At 58.3% G+C, this 25,084-nt stretch carries 19 protein-coding genes; 10 read left to right on the top strand and 9 right to left on the bottom strand.

Going from position 1 to position 25,084, the window contains the following annotated elements:
• The first annotated feature begins 289 nt into the window (after positions 1 to 289).
• Positions 290 to 1,726 (top strand): peptide MFS transporter, encoded by a 1,437-nt coding sequence (locus QUE41_RS08710; protein WP_286342484.1) that lies wholly within the window; start codon positions 290 to 292, stop codon positions 1,724 to 1,726.
• Positions 1,727 to 1,793: 67 nt separating this feature from the next.
• Here the strand turns inward: QUE41_RS08710 and QUE41_RS08705 are convergent, their stop codons facing one another.
• Both QUE41_RS08705 and QUE41_RS08700 read right to left on the bottom strand, forming a co-directional pair.
• On the bottom strand, positions 1,794 to 4,238 hold the full coding sequence (locus tag QUE41_RS08705; protein WP_286342483.1) for an EAL domain-containing protein: 2,445 nt from the start codon (positions 4,236 to 4,238) through the stop codon (positions 1,794 to 1,796).
• Positions 4,239 to 4,558: 320 nt separating this feature from the next.
• Entirely contained in the window at positions 4,559 to 5,728 is a 1,170-nt protein-coding gene (locus tag QUE41_RS08700) for an iron-containing alcohol dehydrogenase (RefSeq protein ID WP_286342482.1), read from the bottom strand.
• Between the two features lie 125 nt (positions 5,729 to 5,853).
• Here QUE41_RS08700 and QUE41_RS08695 point away from each other — a divergent pair, with 125 nt between their 5' ends.
• Positions 5,854 to 6,780, top strand: coding sequence for a LysR family transcriptional regulator (locus QUE41_RS08695; protein ID WP_286342481.1), 927 nt, complete (start codon positions 5,854 to 5,856; stop codon positions 6,778 to 6,780).
• Here QUE41_RS08695 and QUE41_RS08690 read toward each other — a convergent pair.
• Entirely contained in the window at positions 6,716 to 7,696 is a 981-nt protein-coding gene (locus tag QUE41_RS08690; RefSeq protein WP_286342480.1) for an alpha/beta hydrolase, read from the bottom strand. The genes QUE41_RS08695 and QUE41_RS08690 overlap by 65 nt on opposite strands.
• Positions 7,696 to 9,177, bottom strand: coding sequence for a wax ester/triacylglycerol synthase family O-acyltransferase (locus QUE41_RS08685; protein ID WP_286342479.1), 1,482 nt, complete (start codon positions 9,175 to 9,177; stop codon positions 7,696 to 7,698). The genes QUE41_RS08690 and QUE41_RS08685 overlap by 1 nt, the downstream gene beginning before the upstream one ends.
• Positions 9,178 to 9,636: 459 nt before the next feature.
• Between QUE41_RS08685 and QUE41_RS08680 the strand changes: the two genes are divergently transcribed.
• The gene (locus QUE41_RS08680; RefSeq protein ID WP_286342478.1) at positions 9,637 to 10,155 is read left to right on the top strand and encodes a PH domain-containing protein; all 519 of its coding nucleotides are present in this window, start codon (positions 9,637 to 9,639) and stop codon (positions 10,153 to 10,155) included.
• A complete protein-coding gene (locus QUE41_RS08675; RefSeq protein WP_286342477.1) occupies positions 10,145 to 11,641 on the top strand; it encodes a PH domain-containing protein in 1,497 nt (498 codons plus the stop codon). Before QUE41_RS08680 ends, QUE41_RS08675 begins: the two co-directional genes overlap by 11 nt.
• A gap of 149 nt (positions 11,642 to 11,790) precedes the next feature.
• Here the strand turns inward: QUE41_RS08675 and QUE41_RS08670 are convergent, their stop codons facing one another.
• A complete protein-coding gene (locus QUE41_RS08670) occupies positions 11,791 to 12,174 on the bottom strand; it encodes a hypothetical protein (RefSeq protein ID WP_028109021.1) in 384 nt (127 codons plus the stop codon).
• A 264-nt stretch (positions 12,175 to 12,438) separates the two neighbouring features.
• Here QUE41_RS08670 and QUE41_RS08665 point away from each other — a divergent pair, with 264 nt between their 5' ends.
• Complete coding sequence (locus QUE41_RS08665) at positions 12,439 to 12,663, top strand: hypothetical protein (protein ID WP_286342476.1); 225 nt, start codon at positions 12,439 to 12,441, stop codon at positions 12,661 to 12,663.
• On the opposite strand, the gene QUE41_RS08660 is transcribed toward QUE41_RS08665, so the two are convergent.
• Positions 12,650 to 13,321 (bottom strand): SDR family NAD(P)-dependent oxidoreductase, encoded by a 672-nt coding sequence (locus QUE41_RS08660; protein WP_286342475.1) that lies wholly within the window; start codon positions 13,319 to 13,321, stop codon positions 12,650 to 12,652. The two genes, QUE41_RS08665 and QUE41_RS08660, sit on opposite strands and share 14 nt — an antisense overlap.
• A gap of 72 nt (positions 13,322 to 13,393) precedes the next feature.
• The gene (locus QUE41_RS08655) at positions 13,394 to 14,026 is read right to left on the bottom strand and encodes a YchE family NAAT transporter (protein WP_286342474.1); all 633 of its coding nucleotides are present in this window, start codon (positions 14,024 to 14,026) and stop codon (positions 13,394 to 13,396) included.
• A 297-nt stretch (positions 14,027 to 14,323) separates the two neighbouring features.
• Between QUE41_RS08655 and adhE the strand changes: the two genes are divergently transcribed.
• Together adhE and QUE41_RS08645 are read left to right on the top strand one after the other, a co-directional pair.
• Complete coding sequence (adhE, locus tag QUE41_RS08650) at positions 14,324 to 16,930, top strand: bifunctional acetaldehyde-CoA/alcohol dehydrogenase (RefSeq protein WP_286342473.1); 2,607 nt, start codon at positions 14,324 to 14,326, stop codon at positions 16,928 to 16,930.
• A gap of 208 nt (positions 16,931 to 17,138) precedes the next feature.
• A complete protein-coding gene (locus QUE41_RS08645; RefSeq protein WP_286342472.1) occupies positions 17,139 to 18,980 on the top strand; it encodes a putative bifunctional diguanylate cyclase/phosphodiesterase in 1,842 nt (613 codons plus the stop codon).
• On the opposite strand, the gene QUE41_RS08640 is transcribed toward QUE41_RS08645, so the two are convergent.
• Both QUE41_RS08640 and QUE41_RS08635 read right to left on the bottom strand, forming a co-directional pair.
• Positions 18,955 to 20,244 (bottom strand): alpha/beta fold hydrolase, encoded by a 1,290-nt coding sequence (locus tag QUE41_RS08640; protein ID WP_502876005.1) that lies wholly within the window; start codon positions 20,242 to 20,244, stop codon positions 18,955 to 18,957. The two genes, QUE41_RS08645 and QUE41_RS08640, sit on opposite strands and share 26 nt — an antisense overlap.
• A 17-nt stretch (positions 20,245 to 20,261) precedes the next feature.
• A complete protein-coding gene (locus tag QUE41_RS08635; protein WP_286342471.1) occupies positions 20,262 to 20,654 on the bottom strand; it encodes a VOC family protein in 393 nt (130 codons plus the stop codon).
• Positions 20,655 to 20,944: 290 nt separating this feature from the next.
• Here QUE41_RS08635 and QUE41_RS08630 point away from each other — a divergent pair, with 290 nt between their 5' ends.
• From QUE41_RS08630 to QUE41_RS08620, 3 genes are read left to right on the top strand one after another with little or no spacing between them, the layout of a single operon-like run.
• Positions 20,945 to 21,601, top strand: a complete 657-nt coding sequence (locus QUE41_RS08630; protein ID WP_286342470.1) for an ABC transporter ATP-binding protein — start codon at positions 20,945 to 20,947, stop codon at positions 21,599 to 21,601.
• On the top strand, positions 21,594 to 24,008 hold the full coding sequence (locus QUE41_RS08625; RefSeq protein WP_286342469.1) for an FtsX-like permease family protein: 2,415 nt from the start codon (positions 21,594 to 21,596) through the stop codon (positions 24,006 to 24,008). Before QUE41_RS08630 ends, QUE41_RS08625 begins: the two co-directional genes overlap by 8 nt.
• Positions 24,008 to 25,066: a lipocalin-like domain-containing protein gene (locus tag QUE41_RS08620; protein ID WP_286342468.1), complete on the top strand. Its 1,059-nt coding sequence runs from the start codon at positions 24,008 to 24,010 to the stop codon at positions 25,064 to 25,066. The genes QUE41_RS08625 and QUE41_RS08620 overlap by 1 nt, the downstream gene beginning before the upstream one ends.
• Positions 25,067 to 25,084: the final 18 nt, after the last annotated feature.

The following is a 25,084-nucleotide window of genomic DNA, read 5'->3' as shown; positions in this document are numbered from 1 at the left end:
GGCTTTTCCTTTAGGACTCTCCCCAAACTCCATTCAGTCACCTCCGACTGAGAAACACAGCCCAATCTCATTCGCGTAAAGGAATATTTACAAAATCGCCCCGGATTGGCGCAGAACAATATTCCGCTTTGCGAGGTCGTGCGTAGGGGATTGGGCTGGGCGATGGTAAAATCCGCAACCTGTTGTAATCATTGAATTTGTTCTCTTTTTCACCATCGAGAGCGAAAAGTTCCTACAAAGAGAAGTAGTTATGTGGAACCGATTGAATAGGTCCATGATGGTGTGCCAGATGATGTTTGGCATGTCCTTCTATGGCGTAATGGCGGTACTGACCCGCTTCTTCCTGGAAGACCTGGGATACTCCGAAGCCGACACCATGATGGTGGTGGGTGCCTTCTCGGCCATCGGCCCCCTGTTTGCCATCGCAGGCGGCTTCATCGCCGACCGCTTCCTGGGTGCCTACCGCTCCCTGTCCCTCTCCTTTACCTGCTTCGGTGGCGGTTACGCCCTGCTGGTACTGGGTGCCTCCATGGCCAACGTACCCATGAGCCTGGCGGGCATCGCCCTGGCCAGTTACGCCCGTGGCCTGATGTTCCCCGCCTACTCGCCTCTGTTCAAGCGCACCTTCAAGACTGAAGAGGACTTCGAGAACGGCTATGCGGTGAACTACTCCATCAACAACATCGGCGCCTTCATCAGCCAATACGCCTTCCCGATGATCATCCTGGTGATTGGCTTCAACGGCAGCTTCGCCCTCTCCTCCGCCATGGCGATACTGGCGTTCGTGCTGATGGTGATCAACCGTAAGCCTCTGCTGGAGATCAGCCCTGAGATCGACCGCAAACCAGTGAGCATGACCAACTGGGCACTGTTTGTCGCCATCTCCATCGCCATGATCGCCCTGGTGTTCTTCATGTTCTCCAACATGGAGATCGGTAAAAACATCGTGTACGCCATCGGTCTGGGTGCCATCGGCTACCTGGTGGTGCTGATGTTCAAGGCGAAGAAGCCCGAAGCGATGCGCATGGGCACCATCCTGATCATGGTGATGCTCTCCATCGCCTTCTTCGTCTACTACGGCCAGATGATGACCTCCATGACCCTGGTGAGCATCAACACCATGCGCGGTGACCTGTTCGGCTTCATCCCGCTGGCGCCTGAAGCTTCCATGGCCATGAACCCAATGTGGTGCATGGTTGGCGGCCCGCTGATCGCCCTGGTGTTCTCCTCCCTGGAGAAGCGTGGCATCCACTTCACCACCGCCACCAAGGTCGGCTTCGCCTTTATCCTGACCGCCATGGCGTTCGGCACCCTGACCCTGGCGGTGATGACCGTGGGCACCGATGTGGTGATTCGCCCCGAGGTGTTCCTGGTGATCCACTTCTTCCAGGCCCTGGCCGAGGTGATTGTTGGCTCCATGGTGGTGGCCTTCATCCTGCAGGTGACCCCCAAGCATATCGAGGCGTTCTCCGTCAGCCTGTTCTCGGTGTCCATCGCCCTCTCCGGCGTGGTCAGTGCGGTGTTCTCCACCTCCATCGCCGTGGAGAAGGGCCAGGAGATCACCCAGTCCATCGTCCAGAACCTCTATGGCGACTACTTCGGTATGTTGACCCTGATGGCGGTTGTGATGGTGGCGGTGGCCTTCAGTGCCTCTCAGCTGATTAAGAAGATGCTGGGCAAAGAGGAGCTGGAACCGGCCGGCGAACTGCAACAGGCAGAGAGCTAAGCGAATCCAACTAAGAAAAATCCCCGCAGTTGCGGGGATTTTTTTATCTGGCCGACAGACCCAGAGGTCACCAATAGAACTGACGCTCTCTCATCATAAATCGGTCCAGGTCGGCAGCAGAAAGAGGCTTGCTGAACAGGAAGCCCTGCAAATAATCACAGCGGTGAGACACCAGAAACGTCAGCTGCTGCCGGGTTTCCACCCCTTCGGCGACCACTCTCAATCCCAGGCTGTGAGCCAGAGAGATGGTGGCGATGCAGATCTCCTCATCGCCCTCATCCGCACCAATGTCACCGACAAAGGTGCGATCCAGCTTAAGAGTATGAATCGGCAACCGCTTCAGATACACCATAGAGGAGTGGCCTGTGCCGAAGTCATCAATGGCCAGCAACACCCCCAGGTTACTGAGCAGAGACAACTGATGAGCGGCAAACTCCGGCTCCTGCATGGCGGCCGATTCGGTGATCTCAATCTGCAGCTCATTTTTCTCGATTGAATACTGATCAATGAGCCCGGCTACCGTGCTCACCAGGGCGTCCGACTGCAACTGTTTCGCCGAAATATTGACCGCCACTTTAATGGGTTTGTCCTGAGTGCGTTTTAACTCGGAGAGTTTTTTGCACGCTTGCTCTAACACCCAGTCCCCCAGAGGAATAATGAATCCGGTCTCCTCGGCAATGGGAATGAACTTATCCGGTGGCACCATGCCCCTCACAGGGTCATTCCAGCGCAGCAGAGCCTCAACCCCAAAGAGAGTGCGATCGGCCGAGTCCAGTTGAGGCTGAAAGTACAGCTCAAATCGCCCCAGCCTTAACGCCGATCGCATGTCGTGTTCCAGCTCCAGTCGCTCGTTGGCGGCAATGGACATGACGGGAGAGAAGTACTGATAATTATTGCCTCCCCGGGCTTTCGCCTGGTACATGGCAACATCGGCGTTCTTGAGCAGGTCTGCTACCGTCTGAGCATCATTAGGGTAGAGGCAGATGCCAATACTGGCTGTGGTTTCCAACTTGCGATTGTTCAACTGGTACGGTTGCTGTATCACTCTCATCAGCTTGTCGGCCACATAAGACACCTTGAGCTGATCCTTAAGCCCGGTGATCACTATGACAAACTCGTCGCCACCAATGCGCGCCACAATGTCCTCTTCTCGAACGCAGGCTCTGATGCGGTCGGCCACTTTGATGAGAAACCTATCCCCTGACTGATGCCCGAGTGAGTCGTTGATGTTTTTAAAGCGATCCAGGTCGATGAACAATACCGCCAATGCCTTTTGTGCTCGGGTGCAGCTGAACATCGCCTGCTCCAAGCGCTCTTCGAGGCTGTATCTGTTGCTCAGTCCGGTAAGGATGTCGTGGTGGGCCAGGTGAGATATTTGGGCTTGAATAGCTTTCTGTTCACTGATGTCCCGGTAATTGGCGATGTAGAAAGACTCGGACTCCTCTCTGTCTGTGACCAGGGTAATCGACGTCCAGACAGGATACATCTCGCCGTTCTTTCTCCGATTCCAAAGCTCACCGCTCCAGAAGCCAAATTCAGTAAGGCGATGCCACATCTCGGTATACACATTCGCCTTGGTTTCTCCACTGGACAAGATGGAGGTCATCTGGCCTTTTACTTCTTGCAGGGTGTAGCCTGTCAGTTCTTCGAAAGCGGGGTTTACATCAAAGATTCTATTTTCAATATCTGCAATAAGAATGGCATCACCGCTACTTTCAAATGCATTGCCATAAATCCTGAGTGCTTTCTGAGAAGTTAATCTCTCGCGTTCACGGCGGGCCTTTTCTGACCTTTGGATAATTGTAAGATACCCAAAGGTGATCATTAGCATCCCAATTAAAAACCAGATTGACAAATATGTCAGCAATAAATTCTTTTCAGATTCATCGATCATGTCGAAATAGGCTGAAAGAGGAAGATTTAAACCAATGGCTCCCCGTAAATCTCCCGTTTTATAGCCCAATATTCCATGGCACTTGTCACAACCGGGCTCCATATACATGGCGCGTAAATAACGCAGGTAGGGCACCCCTTCGATCTCCACCTCTGCCCAGACCTCCCTGCTTTCGCCCCGCTCAAAGGCATGTAGCTGCTCAGTTTCCCACTCGTCCGGTTTATTATGAGGATTCAGTTGCTTCAAGCCGGTAATCCGCTCCCTCACCCCATACTCTTCCGCGTAGGCATCCATCATCTGATGCAGCATGGTGGCAGGGTTCAACAGGGTGAGCTCGAGACCGCCGGTGGTGGTGACGTCGCGGTCGGGAATATGATCCAGCCAGGGTACCGATTTCTGGGTGTCGGTGATGGGCACATAAACCCCACCATGCTCAGTCCCCCAGCGCCGGAAAGTGATGTCTTTATTCAGGTTGGTGCGCGCTTCTGCATAAGCCTGACCCATAATCTGCGCACTGATGGACTTGGCATTCCACAGATAAGAGAACAATATCAGTGCAGTCCAAATCAGCAGTGGGAAAAGCGCTACCTTCAATGCCCTTATGTGAATGGAACTCATGAAACTTTCCCTAGTGTAGCCCTGACCCTTTTTACCCTGAGCACATCAGCCCAGCGATTTCCATACCTGACCGAGTAAGACAATTACCAATTCTTAATTTCAACAAAGGATTGGCAAAAATCATTGTACTAATATAAACCGTGCCAATAGGTTGACAGTGATCACCTTGTAGAGAGTTTTCTGACCTCCCCAATCAAGGCCCGCTGTTCTTCTCTAAATATCTTTCTATTGGAAATACTTTCCGCCACTCACACAAAACACTCTGTCATAAAAAAACCGCCTCACAAGGAGGCGGTTTCGATTCTTGCACCCAGAGGGTCTTATACGGCGGCTTCCAGAATGGCGCGGCTGCGGGCCAGGTCGATGTCACCATGCTCACCCAGCTTCACCATGCCATGGCGCTCCAACTGAGCCACCAGGGTATCCACCACATCGGCGCCATGACCGTAGTCACTGATGCGGGTCTTCACCTGCATCTGCTCGAAGAAGGCGCGGGTCTTGGCAATGGCGGCGTCGATGCGGGCTTGGTCGTCACCCTCGGTGATGCCCCAGACGCGCTCGGCGTACTGCACCATCTTGGCGCCCTTGGTGGCACGCTGGGCCTGCATCAGGTTGGGCAGTACAATGGCCAGGGTCTGGGCGTGATCCAATCCCAGGGCGGCGGTCAGTTCATGGCCAATCATGTGGGTGGCCCAGTCCTGAGGCACCCCTTTGCCAATCAGGGTGTTCAGAGCCAGGGTAGCGGCCCACATGATGTTGGCGCGTACGTCGTAGTTCTGCTCCTCGGCGGTCTTGCCCACATCGGCCAGGGCCTTGGGGCCCTCCTCAATCAGGGTCAGCAGCAAAGACTCGGCAAACCTGTCCTGAATGGGGGCATTGACCGGGTAGGTCAGATACTGCTCCATCACGTGAACGAAGGCATCCACCACTCCGTTGGCTACCTGACGCGCCGGCAGGGTGTAGGTGGTGGTCGGGTCCAGAACGGAGAATTGGGGGAACACCAGAGGAGAGCTGAACGCCAGTTTGTCCTCGCCCCGGGTCACCACAGAGTTGCCGTTGGCTTCGGAGCCGGTCGCCGGCAGAGTCAGGATGGTGCCCAGTGGCAGCGCCTGGGTCACCGGCGCCTGCTTGGCCAGGATATCCCAGGGATCGTCCCCTTCGAACAGGGCCGCTGCGGCCACAAACTTGGTGCCATCGGCGACGGAGCCACCTCCGACCGCCAGCAGGAAGTCGATCCCTTCCGCCTTGACCTTGTCTACGGCGCCCATCAGCTCTTCATATTTGGGGTTCGGAGAGATGCCGCCGTGCTCAAACCACTGGTAATCAGCCAGGGCATCCGCCACCTGCTGGTACACACCATTGGCCTTGATGCTGCCACCGCCGTAAAGCACCAGTACCTTGCTGCCCTTAGGGATGCAGTTACCGATATTGGCAATCTCGCCCTGTCCAAACAGGATGCGGGTCGGGTTTTGGTAATCGAAGTTGTTCACGGCTGACTCCTTGTGCAATGTCACCGGGGTTTCTTGATGTCAGGCATTGTAGCTCTCCACGATTGTATGTAAATATTCGGTTTTGCGAGAACACTGTCAATTAAACCTGAACAATTGGAGAGGCCATGCGCAGCACTTCAGAAGCGATGCAGATCTTTGCCGCCGTGGTGACCGAAGGCAGCTTTACCCAGGCCGCCAAAACCCTGTCACTCTCCAAGGCGGCGGTGAGCCAGCAGGTGAAGCAGCTGGAGTCCAGGCTCGGGGTCAAACTGCTGAACCGTTCCACCCGCAAGCTCAGCCTGACCGAAGCGGGCCAGGACTACTACCACAGCTGCCTGCGGGTTCATTCGGAAATTCAGGCTGCCGAGGAGCGACTGGCGGAGCTGCAGGGGGAACCCAAGGGCAGGCTCAAGGTCACCTGCACCGCCAACTTTGGTACCCGCCACATCGTGCCGGCCATCATCGAATTTAAGCGCCTCTACCCTGCCATTGGCATCGAGCTGATTATGAACGACCAGATACAGGAGCTGGTGGCGGAAAACATCGACGTGGCCTTTCGGTTTGGGCCCCTGCTGCCCAGTCAGCTGGTGGCCAGACCCGTACTCAAGTGCCCCTACCTGCTGTGCGCCAGTCCAGAGTATCTTGAGCGGTACGGCGCCCCGACCCGTATAGAGGATCTTAAGGATCACAACTGGATCATTCACCGTTTCTCCCGCCATCCAAACCGGACCAACGTGGGCTACAAGGGAAAAATTGAGGAGGTTGAGGTTCATGGCGACGTGATCACCGACAACTCCCAGGCCAGACGCCAGTTCATTCTCGATGGCCTGGGAATGGCGCGAATTGCCGAGGTGGATGTGCGCGAGGAGCTGGCCTCAGGCCAGTTGACCAGGCTGATGACGGATCATCATTTCGGCACCATGGAACTCTACGCCGTCTACGTAGACCGCCAGTTGATGACCCGCAAACTCAGGCTGTTTCTGGAGTTTATTCAGCGGTGGTTCGAGACGCATCAGTTAACCCAGGAGATCGGGCAAAGCACTGGCGGATAAACTCGCCGCACTCTCCCAGGCAACGGGCGGCCTCGGGCACTCTGTGCATCAGTTGAAACACATGGGGCATCCCCTGCCACACCCTCAGTTCACCGCGATTGCCACTCTGTTTCAGCTTGGCGGCGACCGCCCTGGCGTCGTCCAGCAGCAGCTCCTCGGTCCCCACCACCACCAGCACCGGTGGCAACCCGGACAGGTCGGCGTGATAGGGGGAGTAGCGGGGATTGGTCTCCATGCCGGCACTTCCCTCGACCGAATCGCGCACCAGGGCCAGGAAGGAGGCGCTGAGCATGGGGTCCCGGTCAAGGTTGCCCAGGACAGAGTCCCCGGAGAGAGTCAGGTCAGTACAGGGCGACAACAGAATGGCACCGGCCGGGGCTGACAGCCCCTTGTCGCGAATGGCGATAAGAGTCGACAGGGTCAGGTTTCCTCCGGCTGAGTCGCCGGCGATCACCACCTGCTGAGGGTTCACCCCGGACCCCAGCACCCGCTCATAGGCCGTCAGGGCATCGTCGTACGCCCTCTCAACCCGGTGTTCCGGTGCCAGTGGGTAATCCACCATCACCCCGGTGGCTCCGGCATGAGCGCACAGACGAGCCAGCATGGCGCCATGGGTCTGGGGAGTCTTGATGACGAAGCCGCCGCCGTGGAGGTAGAGAATCACCTTGCCGCTGCAGCTTTCCGGCACCCGATACCAGTGACAGGAGAGGCCATCTATCAGGTAACCCTGACAATGGGTCCCCTCAGGCATCACTGCCAGTCTGTCCATGGTCGCCGCCACCTTACGCACCTCGGCGATCTGACTCCTTTTCTGAATGGGCCGTTTGAAGCCTATCTTCAGAATGCGGTTGTAGACCCGGGCCTGCCAGCTGGGCACCTGATTCACCGTCTCCAGTGGAGGAAGCTCTCTGTGCATCAGCCGGCCTCACCGCTCATCCGTTTCTCGGGCAATATCACCTCGGCATCCTGAGCCAGGGGCTCCCCTTTGAGATCGGGGCGGTAGAGATCAAACAAGCTGATGGGCTGGGTCAGCACCGACAGCTCCAGTTCATCCAACGCCCTGTCCAGGTAGGCTGCCAGCATGCCGATATCAGGAATGACCTTGCGACACCCAAGGAAGCCGAAGCACACCTTGCCGTCGAAACTGTAGGTGGTGATGTTCAGGCTCTGACCGGGAGGCAAGGCGGACATGGGCGATACCTCGGTGACCCTGCCCCCCATCACGAATCTGGGCTCCTGAGGGCCGGGAACGGTGGAAATGACCAGGTTGCTGGACGCCGGCACCTTGCGCTCCAGACCGATGCGCCCGGCCACCAGAGAGAGGCCCTGAATGGCCACCCCATACTTCTGATACAACTCGGCGGAAAAGTGACGGATCTCATTCTTGGTGGTCATCGCCGCCTGACGAATGCGATTGAGTCGCTGCAGCGGCATCAGCTGCCCTTTACTCAACTCCACCAGGCCAAATACAAACTGGTTGTTGGCATTGAGTTGTCCCGAGTCCCGAACGCTCATGGGCATCATCACCACCAGCGGTCGGTCCAGCTTGATTCTGCGCTCATCCAGATAACGATTCAGCGCCATGTCGCAGGCGGTCAGGATCACGTCATTGAAGCTGGCCCCTCCTCGTCCGCTGATCTCCTTGATGCGCTTGAGCGGCACCGTCAACGACGCAAAGCTGCGACCGGAAGCCGGGGTACGGTTGAACAGAGACAGGGGGGCGGTGAAGGGCACCTTGGTGACCCCTTGGCGCACACCCAGGGCCCGGCCACACAGCCGCGCGCCTAGGCGCATCGCCTCTGGCAGCAACTTGCTCTGGCCGGCCGCGCCACTGAGGGCCGCCACCGCGGTCTTAACGAAGCCCGGGGCCTCCATGGGCTCCCGGGTCTTGGCGGGATATTGCCAGATGGGCGTCCAGTCCTGATGGTCAGGCGTGCGGGTCAGCATGGTTTTGGCGTAACGGTTGAGGCCCACCCCATCGAACAGGGCATGGTGCAGCTTCATAAACACCACCACGCTGCCGTCGCTCATGCCGTCGATGACGTACAGCTCCCACAGCGGTCGGGACCGATCCAGCGGCTGAGACTGAAGCCGGCAAAGCAGTTCATTGAGCTGAGCACGGCGCCCAGGGGCGGGCACCGCACTGCGACGCACATGGTAATCCAACTCCACCGGCACCGCTTCCCAACGATGATTGCCGGTTAGGGAGAGCTTGGGACGCCAGTTAAAGGGCGCTTCCACCGGTTGCTTTCCCAGAAGGGTTTGATAGAGGCGCAGCGCAAAGTCCGGACGATGTGTTTCGTCCGGCTGCAGCACCATCATAGGTGTCACATGCATGGGGGTCTGATTGGACTCCACCAGGAAAAACAGCGAATCCATCAGGTTCATCTTCGGCATGGCATCACCTCCCTGAGCCAAGCGACCCCTGGTCGCTGCCTAATCAAGCTGCTTGAAATTCCATCACCATTGAAGCTAGCAGAGGGATGTGACCTAAGCAATTGAGACGACTATGAAATTGCAACGTGCATCACACCACATAAGGAGCAGAATAGGATTCGATAAATTTCATCAATAGCGTTGTTACTCTACATCAGTGATCTTTTCAGAAAGATTACAATAGGATGCCTCTTTTACACTTTGTCAGCATAAAACACCGAGGCTCCAAAGGAGACTTAGGCGACTCCCCTGCTCTTTTTTTGCTGCCCTTTCCCAAGCCAGAACAATCCCGAAGGGACACTAAGACATTTGCTAACAAAACAGGCGATAAGCTGAAGGGTGAAAACGGTCCTGCCCCTTGAGTCACGGTGACGAATCCTTTAATTTTTTGAAGCATAACGGCAACAATTGGCAGGATTCATGAGCCTGAACGACCCCATTCCACAAGAGCAGTGGATACCGACACAGCACACCCTCTACACTCCGGTGGCCGCCGAATATCTCAAGCTGGTTGCCCTGACCACTCTGCTGTTGGGGCTGATCCCGGTGAGCATCGCGCTGGCGATGATGATGCTGGTCATGGCTCTGGCCCTGCCCTGGCTTCTCACCGGAGGATTGTTGCTGACCCTGCTTCTTGCCCTATGGGTTTACCTGAGACACCTGGGCGCCAGGCGCCTTGGCTATATGGTCAGAGAGCAGGATATGGTGGTGCGCCGCGGCATCTTCTGGCAGCGTCACACCTGTTTGCCCCTGAGCCGTTTACAGCATGTCACGCTCAGTCAGGGCCCCCTGGACCGATTCTACGGCTTATCGACTCTGCGGGGATTTACCGCCGGCTCCCCTCATGCGGAGATCACCCTACCCGGACTCCCCTCAGATCAGGCCGAACAACTCAGGCAACACCTGATGGCCAAGGCCGGGTTCCGCCATGAACCCTGATACCCAGTGGCACAGGCTGTCCCCCTGGGCTGTGGCGGCCTTCAGTGCCAATGGCCTGCTGGATGCCGCCAAACTGGGCATCTACGTGCTGCCGGTGGCCTTCACCGGAGCGCTGGCCAAACTGCCTGACTTCTGGCTGCCGCTGGCCATCACCCTGATGTCCCTGCACATCCTCCTCTCCTCTGCCCTGCAATGGCTGAGGTTTCGTTTTCAGTTTGATGAACAGCAACAACGATTTCGTATCCGCAGCGGTGCCCTGTTCCGCAAGAAGCAGGAGCTGCCCCTGGCGCGAATTCAAAACGTCAGATTGGAACAGCCTCTGCCCATGAGGCTCATCGGCAAGGTCAATCTGGTAGTGGAAACCGCAGGCAGTGGTGAAAAGGAAGCGGTGTTGTGCGCCGTGGATCCCAAAGCCGCAACCCGGCTCAAGGCAAGGCTGATCCCCGCCACCGAATCCGCTGAGGAGGAGGAAACCTCAGCCGAGCACAGCCCAATAGATCAGCTGTCCCGCTCCCCTTTGCAGCTGTTTCTCCACGGTTTCTGCTTCAACCAGCTGGCTTGGCTGATGCTGTTTCTGGGCCCTCTGTATGGTCAGCTGGACCAGTACCCCTGGTGGGAATGGCTGGAAGCGCACCCTGTCACCGGGCAATGGACGACTCTTGCCGCCGGCCTGAGCCCGGCGATGCTGCTGCTCGGGGCCACCCTGTTGCTGGTATTGCTGTATCTGCTTCTCAGCCTGCTTTCTGGCGTGGTCAGCCTGCTGAAGTTCCACCCCTACCGGCTGTCTCTGGAACCGGAGCGGCTGCAGTTCAGTGGCGGCACCCTGCACCGGATGCAGGACCTGCTACTCAAACGGCGCATCCAGTCCCTGACCCTGAGCCAATCGCCCCTGGCAAGGCTGGTTGGCCTGTGGGCCATCACCCTGAAGCAAGTAAGTGGCAGTGGATCCGGAGAAAGCGCTCGAAGTTCACTGACCATCCCCTCGGTCAAAGTGGAGGAGCGCCATGCTCTGGTACAGGAATCGATGGGGAGCGTGCCCCTGCCTGAGCGGTGGAGTCCCATCTCGGCCTTTTGGCGCAATCTGAGGCTGGCCTGGTTGCTGGGTTTGTCTCTTTCCCTGTCCCTGCTGGTGGCCATTTTCCCTATCGGGACAGAACACGCCTGGGCTGTCCCCCTGCTGGTGGGCCTGGTGTTTATGGCGGTTATCGAGCTTAAGTACCGCCATCATGGATTCCAGGTTCAGACCGATGGCCTCTGGCTAAGGCAGGGGATGCTCGGTCAGCAATGGCATTACCTGCCCCTGCAAAAATGCCAGTCCATTACCCTGACCCAGACTCCGGGCCTGCGAAGACGGAAGCTGGTCAACCTCACCCTGTTCCTCGCCAGTGGCAAACAAACCCTGCCCGCCATCCCCCTGGACCAGGCTCAGCAATTGGCCGGCTGCGTTCTCAATCGCATTCGACAGGATACGGACAACTGGATTTAGAGTGCGCTCCAACGGGGGACGGGTCGGTGACCCAGGTTTCGAGTCAGGGCCAGTCGGTCAATAGAACCGGGAAATTGCGCCCCCCAAAAGTTCGCCACGCAGAAAAGAAAACGCCCGGCCAAAGGCCGGGCGTCAGTGTGGCGCGCAGCTCAGGCGCTAGCTGCTACTGGGAAGGGCACCACATTGTCGGCCTGTTTCATCAAGCGCTTGGCGCGGGAATGAATCAGGGCGACGTTGGCCAGGGCAATGTCCAAACCGTGTTGATCCGCATCGGACAGGCCAGGGTGGTCGGAAAATACGCCAATCAGCGATACGCTGTCGGCCACCGACTCACCCAACAGGCTCAGGGTGCGGTAGTCTTTGGACATCACCAACTCCATGGCTCGGTTTTCACTTTGATAGAGACAGGCCTGCAGGCGAGAGTGCCACTTGAGGCGCTCACTCTGTTTGGGCAGGGTGGACACCACCGCTGCCGCCTGCTTAATCAGCTGTCTCGCAAATAGGCCAAACTGGGCCATTTCGGTATGCAACATCGAAACCTCCATCGGCCCGGCTGGATCTCCGTTTCTCAGCACAGGGTTGAATTTTTAAAGCCGTTGAAAAAATAGACCAAGCGCCGCGCCAAAGACGTGACCCCCTTCACCCTTTTGCAGGTCAACGAACAAGAATCAGTACCGATTGAGGAATTTTTCGACTGGATCACAGGCTAATCCCGCAAAAACTTTGGGGGATTATTCCCAGAAATGCTCCTTTTTAGGTATAAATAGGAGTAGGAAGATCCTTTGAGGAGCGCGCATATGGAATGGCGTTTACTCACCGCGCTGGCGGTGCTGATCATCGGCAACGGCTACTGGGCCCTGCGCTACTACCAGGCCACTCGCCAAAACAACCGGAGTGACCCACAGCGGGTGGCTGAAATGGAGAGCCTGCAGGATCACTGGCTGCAGTTCTCCACCGTAGCCATCATACTGATCATGTTGCTGGCGCCGTTGGCGCGCCAGGCGATGCTCAGCGGCGGATAAGGGTCAGCTCTGAGATGTAGCCGTTCTCAGATGCGATGAGTCCATTCACCATCATGGTGGCCGCCTCGTCGGCGCTCATGAAACCACTGGCATCCACATGACCGTCGCAGCCCTGCTGCTGCCAAAACGGCGTATCCATCCCTCCGGGATACACGCCCACCAAGGTCATGGCCGCCCCTTTGAGTTCTGCCCTCAGGGATTCCACCAGGCCTTTGACGCCCCACTTCACCGCACAGTAGACCGCCTCATTGGCCTTGCCCTTTTGAGCCGCCGTCGACGCCACCATCACCAACTGCACCTGATGCTGCCGGAATCTGGCCACCGCCTCTTTGGCCACCAAGGCCGCAGTCAACAGGTTGTTGTCCATCAGCCGGCGAACTCTGGCCTCATCAAACTGCGACAAGGGGCCGAAATCGCCGCTGCCGGCGCAGTGAATGATTCGGGCGGGCACCTGGGGCAGCGCCTCGAACAGCCCCGCCACCTGGGTTTCACACGTCAGGTCCGCCACATGGCACACCACGTCGGCGGAGAGAGAAGCGGCCACCGACTCCAGTTTGGCCAGACTGCGGCCCACCAGCACCAGGGACTCTCCCTGCTGGCTGTAGACTTTGGCCAAAGCGGCTCCCAGGCCGCTGCCTGCTCCGGTAATCAAGATCATAATGCTTCTCCAACTTGGTGTTGCAGCGTCACGACGAGCAGGACGCTGCAAGGCTATCGGTTTGCCGGGGTTTTAGGAGGCTAACGCAGGGAACAGCGTCTTCATGCCTGCCGCAATCACCTCAATACCGATGGACATCATCAGCAGACCCATAATACGGGTGATCACGTTAATGCCGGTCTGACCCAGCACCTTAAAGATCACCGGCGCCGTGCGAAACACTATCCAGCTCAGCAGTCCAAAAACGACGATGCATGCCGCCATGCCCAGCATCGATTGGGGGTCTCTGTGCTGAGAGGCGAATACGATCACCGAACTGATGGCACCCGGGCCGGCCATCAGCGGCAAAGCCAGTGGCACCACAGCAACCGCATCCATCGCTGCGGCTTCCCGGCCCTCTTCTTTGTTGTGTTTCACTTCACCCAGCTTACCCTGCAACATCGACATGGCAATAAAGGTGATCAGCACGCCCCCGGCAATGCGAAACGCCGGAATGGAGATGCTGAACAGGTTGAGGATCAACTGACCCGCCACCAGGGTCACCAGCAGGATGATCACCACAGAGAAGTTCGCCACCTTGGCGGTCGCCAGTCGCTCCTGTTCAGTCTGGTGACTGGTCAGGGAAACAAACACAGGCAGCAGACCGATGGGATTGATGATCGCCACCAGGCCAAGGAAGAATTGCAACAGCAGATAGAAGTCCACTTAGGGTATACGCCTCAATAACAGGAGCCAAAAACGAAGGAGGATACTCTAGAGAAATCCGTCCCTTGGGAAAAGTGAATTTTTCCTCGTTTCACCCCATCAAATCATTATATTTTCTAATGGTGAATGTAAGTTAGCTACATCCAAATTCGCCCAAACGTGAAGCAGTTAACGGTTTGTGACTGAGATTGGTGTAATTTAATTACATCAGCGAAGAGCACTTTTCCTGAACATGGTTCCGAAGCCTATACTGACTTGGTTCAGAGGAAAGTGTTTTTAAATTTGAGGACAGTTTAGATGACTGACAAGTCCATTGCCGAACTGAATGCCCTGGTTGCCCGGGTAAAAGCGGCACAGCAAAAATTTGCCAGTTACAGCCAGGAACAGGTGGACGCGATCTTCCGAGCTGCGGCCCTGGCCGCCGCCGATGCCCGTATTCCCCTGGCCCGACAGGCTGTAGAGGAAACCGGCATGGGTGTGCTGGAGGATAAGGTGATCAAGAATCACTTTGCCTCCGAGTACATCTACAACAAGTACAAAGATGACAAGACCTGCGGCATCCTGGAAGAGGATGAGACCGGTGGCACCATCACCATCGCCGAACCTGTGGGCCTGATCTGTGGCATTGTGCCCACCACCAACCCCACCTCCACCGCGGTGTTTAAGGCGCTGATCGCCCTGAAGACCCGTAACGGCATCATCTTCTCCCCCCACCCGCGGGCCAAGAACGCCACCAACGCCGCCGCCAAGCTGGTGCTGGATGCCGCCGTCGCCGCCGGTGCCCCAGAGGATATCGTTGGCTGGATTGACACCCCATCCGTGGCCCTGTCCAACCACCTGATGACCCATGAAGACATCAACCTGATCCTGGCCACCGGTGGCCCGGGCATGGTGAAAGCCGCGTACAGCTCCGGCAAGCCCGCCATCGGCGTAGGCGCCGGCAACACCCCTGTGGTGGTGGACGAAACCGCCGACATCAAGCGTGCGGTCAGCTCCATCCTGATGTCCAAGACCTTCGACAACGGCGTGGTCTGCGCCTCCGAGCAATCCGTCATCGTCGTCGACAGCATCTATGACGAAGTGCGCGAGCGCTTCGCCAGCCACGGTGGCTACCTGCTGAACAAGAGCGAAACCACCAAGGTGCGCAAGGTCCTGCTGGTCAACGGCAACCTCAACGCCGACATCGTCGGCCAGCCTGCCACCAAGATCGCCGAAATGGCCGGCATCAAGGTGCCTTCCTGGACCAAGGTTCTGGTGGGTGAGGTCTCCAAGACCACCATCGATGAAGCCTTTGCCCACGAGAAGCTCTCCCCCACCCTGGCCATGTACCGTGCCACCGATTTCGAAGACGCGGTAACCAAGGCCGAGGAACTGGTGGCCCTGGGCGGCATCGGCCACACCTCGGCGCTGTATACCGACCAGGATCTCCAGGCGGAGCGCATCCGTGTGTTTGGCCAGCGGATGAAGACCGCCCGTATCCTGATCAACACCCCCGCTTCTCAAGGCGGCATCGGCGATCTGTACAACTTCAAGCTGGCGCCCTCCCTGACCCTGGGTTGTGGTTCCTGGGGCGGTAACTCCATCTCCGAGAACGTGGGCCCCCAGCACCTGATCAACAAGAAAACCGTAGCCAAGCGAGCCGAGAATATGTTGTGGCACAAACTGCCTAAGTCCATCTACTTCCGCCGCGGCGCCCTGCCGGTGGCCCTGGAAGAGCTGAGCGAACACAAGCGTGCCTGCATCGTGACCGACCGCTTCCTGTTCAACAACGGCTACTGCGATGAAACCATTCGGATCCTCAAAGGCCAGGGTCTGGAGGTTGAGGTGTTCTATGAAGTGGAAGCCGATCCCACCCTGGAAGTGGTGAAAAAGGGTGCCGATATGCTGCACAGCTTCAAGCCCGACGTCATCGTTGCCCTGGGCGGCGGCTCCCCCATGGATGCAGCCAAGATCATGTGGGTGATGTACGAGCACCCTGAGGTGGACTTCGCCGATCTGGCCCTGCGCTTCATGGACATCCGTAAGCGTATCTACCGCTTCCCCAAAATGGGTAAGAAGGCGCAGATGGTGGCGATCCCCACCACTTCCGGCACCGGATCTGAGGTCACGCCTTTCGCCGTGGTGACCGACGAGCGTACCGGCACCAAATACCCCATCGCCGACTATGAGCTGACACCCAACATGGCCATCGTTGATGCCAACCTGGTGATGAACATGCCCAAGTCACTGACCGCCTTCGGTGGTATCGATGCGGTGACCCACGCCCTGGAAGCCTATGTCTCCGTGATGGCCAACGAGTACTCCGACGGTCAGGCGTTGCAGGCCCTGGATCTGCTGTTCAAGCACCTGCCTGATAGCTACATCGGTGGCGCCAATGCGCCCAAGGCCAAGGAGAAGGTGCACAACGCTGCCACCATCGCCGGCATCGCCTTTGCTAACGCCTTCCTGGGCATTTGTCACTCCATGGCCCACAAGATTGGTGCCGAGTTCCACCTGCCCCACGGCCTGGCCAATGCCCTGCTGATCACCAACGTCATGCGCTTCAACGGCACCGACCTGCCCACCAAGCAGACCGCCTTCAGCCAGTATGACCGGCCTCAGGCCCTGTGCCGCTACGCCTCCATCGCCGATCATCTGCGTCTGGGCGGTAACAGCGACCAGGAAAAACTGGAACTGCTGATCGCCAAGGTTGAGCAACTGAAAGAGGTGTTGGACATTCCTGCCTCCATCCAGGCCGCCGGCGTGGACGAGAAACTGTTCCTGGCCAAGCTGGACGAAGTGGCCGAGGAAGCGTTCGATGACCAGTGCACCGGCGCCAACCCTCGCTACCCGTTGATCAGCGAACTGAAGCAGGTTCTGCTGGACAGCTACTACGGCCGCCCCTACAAGGACAGCCACGAGTAAGTGACAACACAATGACAAAGAGCCGCCCTCGGGCGGCTCTTTTTGTTGCCATTCTCTGTCTGTGGACGGATTCACACTTTCAATAAGGTGCTATTAATCCGCAAGTTATATGGCGCACACAAATGATACAAACATTTGTTTGTAGGACTGACTTAACCACAGTGAGCTGTTAGTATTGCGAAAAATTTTCGTCTCCACGCCCGTCTCGATGCACCTTTATCAGCCTTATTCATCAACCGTTGTCCAGGGTCTTCACTGGGTCAGCCTCGCTGGCGCCCTGGGGTTTGGTGTATTCCACCTGTTGTTTGGCTTCAACTATCTGGTGGGCTGCCTGGAGCTTATCGCCTCCCCCTTTCTCATCTTTTCATTAGTGCGCACCCGCCGCACCGGAAATCTCAGCCGCCGGGCACTGCTGGTGTTCACCCTGCTGATGATGACTGCCATCGCCGTCTTTACCTACGACAACGGCTTTCGCGGCCTGGCCTTCGTCTTCCCTGTGGTGGCTGGCCTGTTCTATCTGATGCCCGTCGCCGCGGCGGGGCTGCTTGGGGCCACCTTTACCCTGGTGCTGTTTGCCCTGGGCTCCCACACAGTCGGCGCCGACATGCTGCTGCGTTTCGGTGTGTCCGTGGTGATCACCTACTGCTTTATCTGGTTCCTGGTGATGGGGCAGAAACAGAGTCTGTCACGACTCAATCGCTCCTACCTGACCGACCCCCTGACCGGGCTGGCCAACCGCCGCTCCATGGACAAGTGGCTGTCCCACTATCAGGGGGATCCTCACTCTCTGTGTCTGTTTCAGCTGAACATCCACCAGTTTAAATCGGTCAACCAGAGATATGGCCGCGCCACCGGCGATGCCCTGTTGCAGCAACTGGCCCACCGCCTGCAAATGCTGCCTGACCAACTCTTTGCCGACGGCCTAATTGGCGGCGGCAAACGGCTGCTGGCGAGGACCTCAGGAGATGAGTTCGTCCTTGGTCTGCCCATCAGCCGCAAACAACACAGTGGCCGGGTGGCCGAAGCCATTCGGCACCGGCTGACCGGGGCCTATCAGGTGTTCGAGCACCAGCTGATGCTCACCATGACCCTGGGCTACTCCAGGTGCAACCTGACCACGCCGTCGGACAAGCTGCAGCAAGCAAACCTGGCCACCACTCAGGGCAAGGCGACCCAGCCCGGACTCTGCTACGAGTTCAGTGAGGCAATGGCCAAAGAGATGCAATTGGAAGCCTCGATACTCCAGGGCCTGAAGCGTGCCATGGACATTGGCGCCTTTGAGCTCAAATACATGCCGATCCACGGACTGGCTACCCCCTGGTGCACCAGTGCCGAAGTGTTGGTGCGCTGCACCCTGCCCGAGCTTGATGGGGTTGGCCCGGACAAGTTCATTCCCGTGGCCGAGAAGTATGGCCTGATCTACGACCTGGATCTGTGGATCATTCAGCGCTGCTTTTCCGAGATTCAGTCCCTCTCCCACAGCCACAGGGAGGAGGTGCGGGATCTGCGCCTGGCACTGAACATCTCCTCCATGCAACTGAACAACCCTAAGCTGGCTTCACAGTTACTGAGCTTGGCCTCCAGTTACGAGATTGACCTCAACCGGCTGGATCTGGAGCTGACCGAGACCGCCATGGTCAGCCACACTTCAGAGGGCCTGAAGATGCTCACTGAACTCAGGCGCAACGGCGTCAAGGTGGTGTTGGATGACTTTGGTACCGGCTACACCGCCTTTACCCAGCTGCAGCACTACCCCATCGACCGGCTGAAGATCGATCGCAGTTTCGTCAGCCAGCTGGAAAGGGAGGGGGCAGAACAGACCCGCTCCCTGGTGGACGTGATCCTGAGAGTGGCGGCCATCTATGAGATCCCGGTGACCGCCGAAGGGGTGGAAACCCGGGAGCAGGAGGAGTACCTGATCAAGCGGGGCTGCCACCAGTTCCAGGGCTACCTGTACAGCCCGCCCCAAAGCCTCGAAGCCCTGCTGGCAGCCCGCCGCCGTCAGATGGCAGGCTCGCCGGCCATTACCTCAGTGCCTGCTTTCGATTAAGCGAGATCAAACGATCCAGGATGCGATAACCGTCCATCCTGATGCCATTGTGTTCATACTCAGAGGTTCGCCAGGCCACCAGGTTGGCCACCTGATCTATGGTCTCTTCCGAGAAAGCGTGTTCCACGAACATATCCTGGGTATAGACCGCCGCCGCCACAGGAACCGGGTTCTTCGCCAACTGTGCGGCGTCGTACAGGGGCGGCCAGTCACTCTTGTTCGCCAGGGCCTCGGCCAGGGTGGCCAGAGGCTTGAGCTCCTGAAACTGCTCGGTCATCCAGGGGTAGACCATCTCACCGGTGAACCGCAGCGGTCTGTCCGGACGATAGTCAAACTCCGGGAACTCGCTACGAACCCTGTGTGCCGCCCAGCGGGAGGCATGCCCCTGGTTGTAGATCGGTTCGTGCAGCAGGGTGTACAGAGGGTTGGTGTCATAGTCGAGCATCTGCATCACCCCATGGAGGAAACCTGGGTTTAACTGAGATCCCGAAGGCGAAGGCAACAGGGCTTGCTCCAACAGGTAGTAGAGTGCTTCGGCCCCCTCCTCCACCCCGAGATGAATGCCAAGCAGCTGGAATCGCTCCACCGTCAGCCTGGCACCATCGGGTAACCTGACGTCATTGGCACACAGATAAGCGGCAATCTCGTCCGCCAGTGCCTGGGCCCTGGGGAATCGGTCGAAGAAGGCACGGTTTTTCTCCGCCACCCGCGGATAGGTGGCCCGGTAGACCTCTTCCGCCTGGCGACTCAGGGAGGGGATCCCCCCGGTAATGTAGGCCTCTGCCACCCCCTGGTGGGCAACACTCAGATAGCGTAAGACGCAAAATCCGCCGAAGCTCTGCCCCAGGATGCTCCAGGGGCGCTCCCCCAGAAGCTGATGACGAATCGCCTCGGCATCGCGCACTATGTTGTCTGCCCGGTGTTGTGTCAGGTAGTGCAGCTGCTGCTCTGAATTCAGGGCCGACAGAGCCCGGCTGTGAATGGGTGACGACAGGCCGGTGCCTCTCTGGTCCAGTAGCAACACCCGAAACTCCTGCAGAGCCCTGTCCAGCCAACCGCTGCGACCAGATGGCCTCAGCGCGCCAAACCCTGGGCCGCCCTGGAAGAACACCAGCATGGGCAGGGACTCGCGCATCTTGTCGGAGGCCCACAGCTCCCGGGCAAACACCTCGATGTGCGTCCCCTCTGGATCGGCATAATCCAGAGGCAGAGAGAACCTGTGTTCGGCCGTCGCAACGCCGGCCAGGTAAGGGGGGCTCATCATCATTGTCTCTTTCCCTGTCACTCTTGGCTGCGGCGCTCTGCGTGCAGAGCCAGGCGATTACCTTCGCTGTCGAGGATCAGCGCCCGAAACCCATGGGGGCCGATATTATGCACCCCTTGCAGAACGGTGCCGCCCATGTCGGTCACCAGCTCAACCGCCTCATCGATACGACCATCCACATTGAGGTAGACCAAAATGCCCTGCTGACTGGTCACTTTGATCTCATCCACCACCAGACAGCCGCCGTTGCCAAGCTCATGATCCAGTACGCCGAAGCGTACCCCTTCGTACTCCTCGACCTGCACCTTGATGTCCAGCACCCTGGCGTAGAAGGCCACCGCCCTGTCGAGATCCGCCACGGGAATATCGAACCAGACCGCCCTGTTGTAGTTGGTATTGAAATCCGTCATCTCACCTCTCCCTTTGAATCCGCCGCTTGCGCCCTTCGCAGCAGAGACACCCTATCAACCTGATAAACATATGTATCTTTCCATATTCATGCCCTCAAACGCCACAAAATATCATCGCTTTCATTGACTTGTGGCCATATCCACGGCTTGCCTCCCCTTCCTTGGCTGGCGTTCGGTGAGTGGAAAATTGGGAGAATAGGGAGGATCCAAAGTGACATCTGATGCGTACTACTTATTCGAACCTACTGATTCTTTGCTATATTTTATTCACTAGCTGTACAGGAGGCCCGATGATTAGCGTCAAGGATGTGGATCTATTCAGAACTCAGGGACGGGCCAAACGGCAGATTCTGCGCCACTGCAACCTCGAACTGGAAGCGGGCCAACAACTGGCCATCATGGGCGAGTCGGGTGCAGGCAAGTCCACCCTGCTGCACCTGATTGCCGGACTGGAACGGCCGGACGGCGGCAGCATTCAGGTCAATGGCCATCGTGTGGACCAGTTGGGTCCGGACCAGCTCCCCCTTTATCGCCGCCGCATCGGCTTGGTGTTTCAGCAGTTCAATCTGCTTCCGACCCTGACGGTGGGCGACAATATCCTGTTTCAGCATCGGCTGAATCGGCTCACCAACCCCGAAGAGGTGATGGATACCCTGGTGGAGCCTCTGGGCCTCTCCTCGTTGTGGAAACTCTACCCCGACCAGCTCTCCGGGGGGGAGCAACAACGGGTCGCCATCGCCCGGGCTCTGGCGCACCACCCGCCACTGATTCTGGCCGATGAACCCACGGGCAACCTGGACGAAGCCACCGGCGACGAGGTGATGGAGATCTTTACCCGCCTGTCCAAATCCCTGAACCAGACACTGATCCTGGTGACACACAGCCCCAGGGTGGCCGCGGTGCTTGGTCAGACGCTCCATCTCAGACAGGGGCAGCTTCATGATTGAGTGGCGTTTGGCGGTCGTCACCCTGTTGGCCCACTACCGGCGACACCCCTGGCAACTGCTGTTTCTGCTGCTGGGTATGGTGCTGGGCGCCAGCTTGCTGGTTGGGGTGGAAACCATCAATCAGGAAGCCAGGGCCCGTTACGCCGCCAGTGAAGCCCAGGCATCGCAGGGGGAAGGCTGGCAAATTCAGCCCCATCAGCGAGAAGGGTTTCTCGACCAAACGCTGTGGGTTGAGTTGCGCCGCGCCGGCATCGACGCCACCCCGATTCTGGACATGCGCATGGTAGATGCCCAGGACCGGCCACTGCTGGTCAGAGGGGTGGATCCCCTGGCTTACGTAAGCCAACTGGGACGCCCTAGCGGCAGTACCGAAGCTCGCGCCTGGGTCGACACCCGTGTGGCCGCCTCCTTCGGATGGCAAAATGGCGACAGCCTGGTCTTCAAAGAGGGCCATGCCCTGGGCCCACTTCAGCTTATCGATGATCTTGGGCCCTGGATCCACACCGACATTGCCACCCTGTCGGAGCTGACCCAGAGCGATACTCGCCTCAGTTATCTGAACCTGCCTGCGCTGAGCGAGACCCAACTCGACGCCATTCGCCAGTCTCTGCCAGCACAGGCAAGACTGATGTCCCAGGGGGAATCGACCCAGTTTGGCCAACTCTCCGCCTCCTTTCACCTTAACCTCACCGCTCTGGCGCTGATGGCCCTGGCGGTTTCTCTGTTCCTGGCCTTCAATGCGCTGAGGTTCAGCCTGACCCAGAGGAGCGGCCTGATGGCCCAGCTTCGCAGTCTGGGCATAGGCCAGCCGGCGCTGATCAAAGCGGTGATAACCGAACTGGTGTTGGTGGGTATCGTCGCCATCCCCATCAGTGCCCTGGCCGGCAGCCAGTTCGCCCGGGCCTGGATGCCTCAGGTGCAGATGACCCTCTCCTCCCTCTATGGTTTTAACGGCCTGCTGAGCGTTCAAAGCTTGCTGCTTCCCCTGGGCCTGGCCACTCTGGTGATCCTGGGAGCCATCGCCATGGTGCTGGGCTCATTATTGTTGGATCCCAGAGTAGCGCTGTCCCTGGGCTTCCGTTCACGCCAGCAGCGGCAGCAGACTCAAAGCCTGGGACTTCTGGCGTTGGGACTGATACTGCTGTTGCTGGTCGCCTTTGGTGCCACACAGGTCGCCACCACCGGCATGGCACTGGCCCTATGTGGCCTGCTGCTGCTGGCCGGTGCTGCCATCACGCCGCAGTGGTTGCAACTGTGCTGTCGCGCCATTGGTGGATTCAGGCTGAAATCGGCCCTGGGTCAATGGGCCCTGACCGATCTGGATGAACAGCAGCGTACCACCAGGGTGGCGATGATCGCGGTGATGTTGGCCCTGGCCGCCGCCGTGGGCATGAGGATGGTGGTGGGCAGCTTCGAACTGGCCCTGGAGGGTTACCTTAAACAGAGGATCAGCGCCGACCTCTACGTTCGAACCGGCGGTGATGACCATGCCCTGTGGCAATCCCGCCTCGCGTCTCTGCCCGGCATCGAGACCATTACTCCGTTTCGACACCAGCGCGCCGACATCGGTGGTGAGCCTGGCAGCATCGCCAGTCTGGGCGACAGTGCCAAGCACTACCGTCACCTGCCGATTAAGGTGGCTGCAGAAGATTGGAGCAACAAATTATTCGACGACGGCTGCCTGGTCAACGAGCGCACCCAACTGATGGCCGACCTGACACTGGGGCAACGCATCTCCATTGGGGACACAGGACAGACGGAGTTCAACTGTACCCTGGTGGGCGTCTACTACGATTACGGTAACCTCAAGGCCCAGGCCTTCATCAGCCCTGAACTGATGCAGGAAAAACTCGGCGAAGTGCCCTTGGCAGGCTACAGCCTGGAGGTTTCTGAGGCGACCCGTCAGCAGGTCTACCAGTCACTGCTTGAGTGGCTGTCACCGGCACAGATCATCCAAAGAGAACGGATCCGCAACCTGGCCACCACCATGTTCCATCAAACCTTTGCGGTCACCACCGCCCTGAACATTCTCACCCTGTTGGTGGCCGCCGTTGGGCTGTTTGCCTCACTCTCTTCGGTGGAGCATCACAGGCTCAGCCAACTGGCCACTCTGCTGGCACTGGGGATCACCCGCAAACAACTGCTACTGGCACAGCTGGCACAGTTGGGTGTCATCGCCCTGTTTGCGCTGATCCTGGCACTGCCTCTGGGCATGGCCCTAGGCCATCTGTTGCTGGATCTGGTGAACCGGGTCGCCTTTGGCTGGACCATGCCGGTGTACTACCTGATGGAGGACTGGCCATCGTTACTGGGAAGCCTGTTGCTTGCCCTGCTGCTCTCAGCCCTCTGGCCTCTTTGGCGACTGTCTAAGGCGCCGGTCAGCCAGTTGATGAAGGAGGGAGATTAATGCGTTGGATGCCACTGCTGTTGCTGCTCTGTGCCTGCACTCCCGGCCCTGCACCAAAAAAGACTCAGGGGGTCACCTGGCAGCAAAACGTTGCCGAAGGCGCCGCCAAGGTGACCCAGGGAACCCCCATAGAATTTCCAAAGGATCATGGGGCCCACCCGGAATATGGACTGGAGTGGTGGTATCTCACCGCCAACCTTGAAGATGACCAGGGAGAGCCGGTAGCCCTGCAGTGGACGCTGTTTCGCAGCCGCATCGGCAAGCACAGGGACAACCCCTGGGATGATGGCCAGCTGTGGTTTGCGCACCTGGCCATCGAGGCAGACGGCGAGCACCATGCCTTGGAGCGCTGGGCCAGAGGCGGCAGCGGTCAGGCTGGGGTGATCGCCCACCCCTTCAATGCCTGGATAGACCAATGGCAACTGACCGGCACCCAGCAGGGGTTTCTCCCCCTGACCCTGAGCGCAGACAGCGAACTGGGCGAGCTGTCTCTGACGCTGAGTGACAGCCCCATCATCAAACATGGGATCAACGGATTCAGCCAGAAAACACCGGATCCTGAGCACGCGTCTTTCTACTACAGCCTGCCTCACCTGAAAGCCTCAGGCACCCTGACTCAGGAGGGGAAGACACCCCGTCAGCTCAGTGGATTGGCCTGGATGGACAGAGAGTGGTCCAGTGAGTTAATGGACAAGGAGTATCTGGGGTGGGACTGGCTGTCTCTGCACCTGGATGACGGCCGCGCCCTGATGCTGTTCCGCATGCGCAGCCGGCACAACAACCACTACTTCTCCGGCAGCATCATCGACGCCGAAGGTCTGGTCACCCCGATTCAAAACGGAGAGATTCAGTGGCGCGAGCTGGACAAGGTCACCCTGGATGGGGCCACCTACCCCGTGGCCTGGCAACTGGACATCCCCAACCACGGCCTGTCCGGCAGCATTCAGACCCTGAGCCGGGACCAGCGCAACCAGTTGTCCATCCCCTACTGGGAGGGACCGGTGGCTGCCGAAGGCAACATTCAGGGAGAGGGCTTTATTGAGATGACGGGGTATTGAAAGGGGGAAGAAGGCCCT

This window comes from Ferrimonas sp. YFM (genome assembly GCF_030296015.1).
GTDB lineage: Bacteria > Pseudomonadota > Gammaproteobacteria > Enterobacterales > Shewanellaceae > Ferrimonas.
This window is presented reverse-complemented; position numbering and strand designations above follow the sequence as displayed.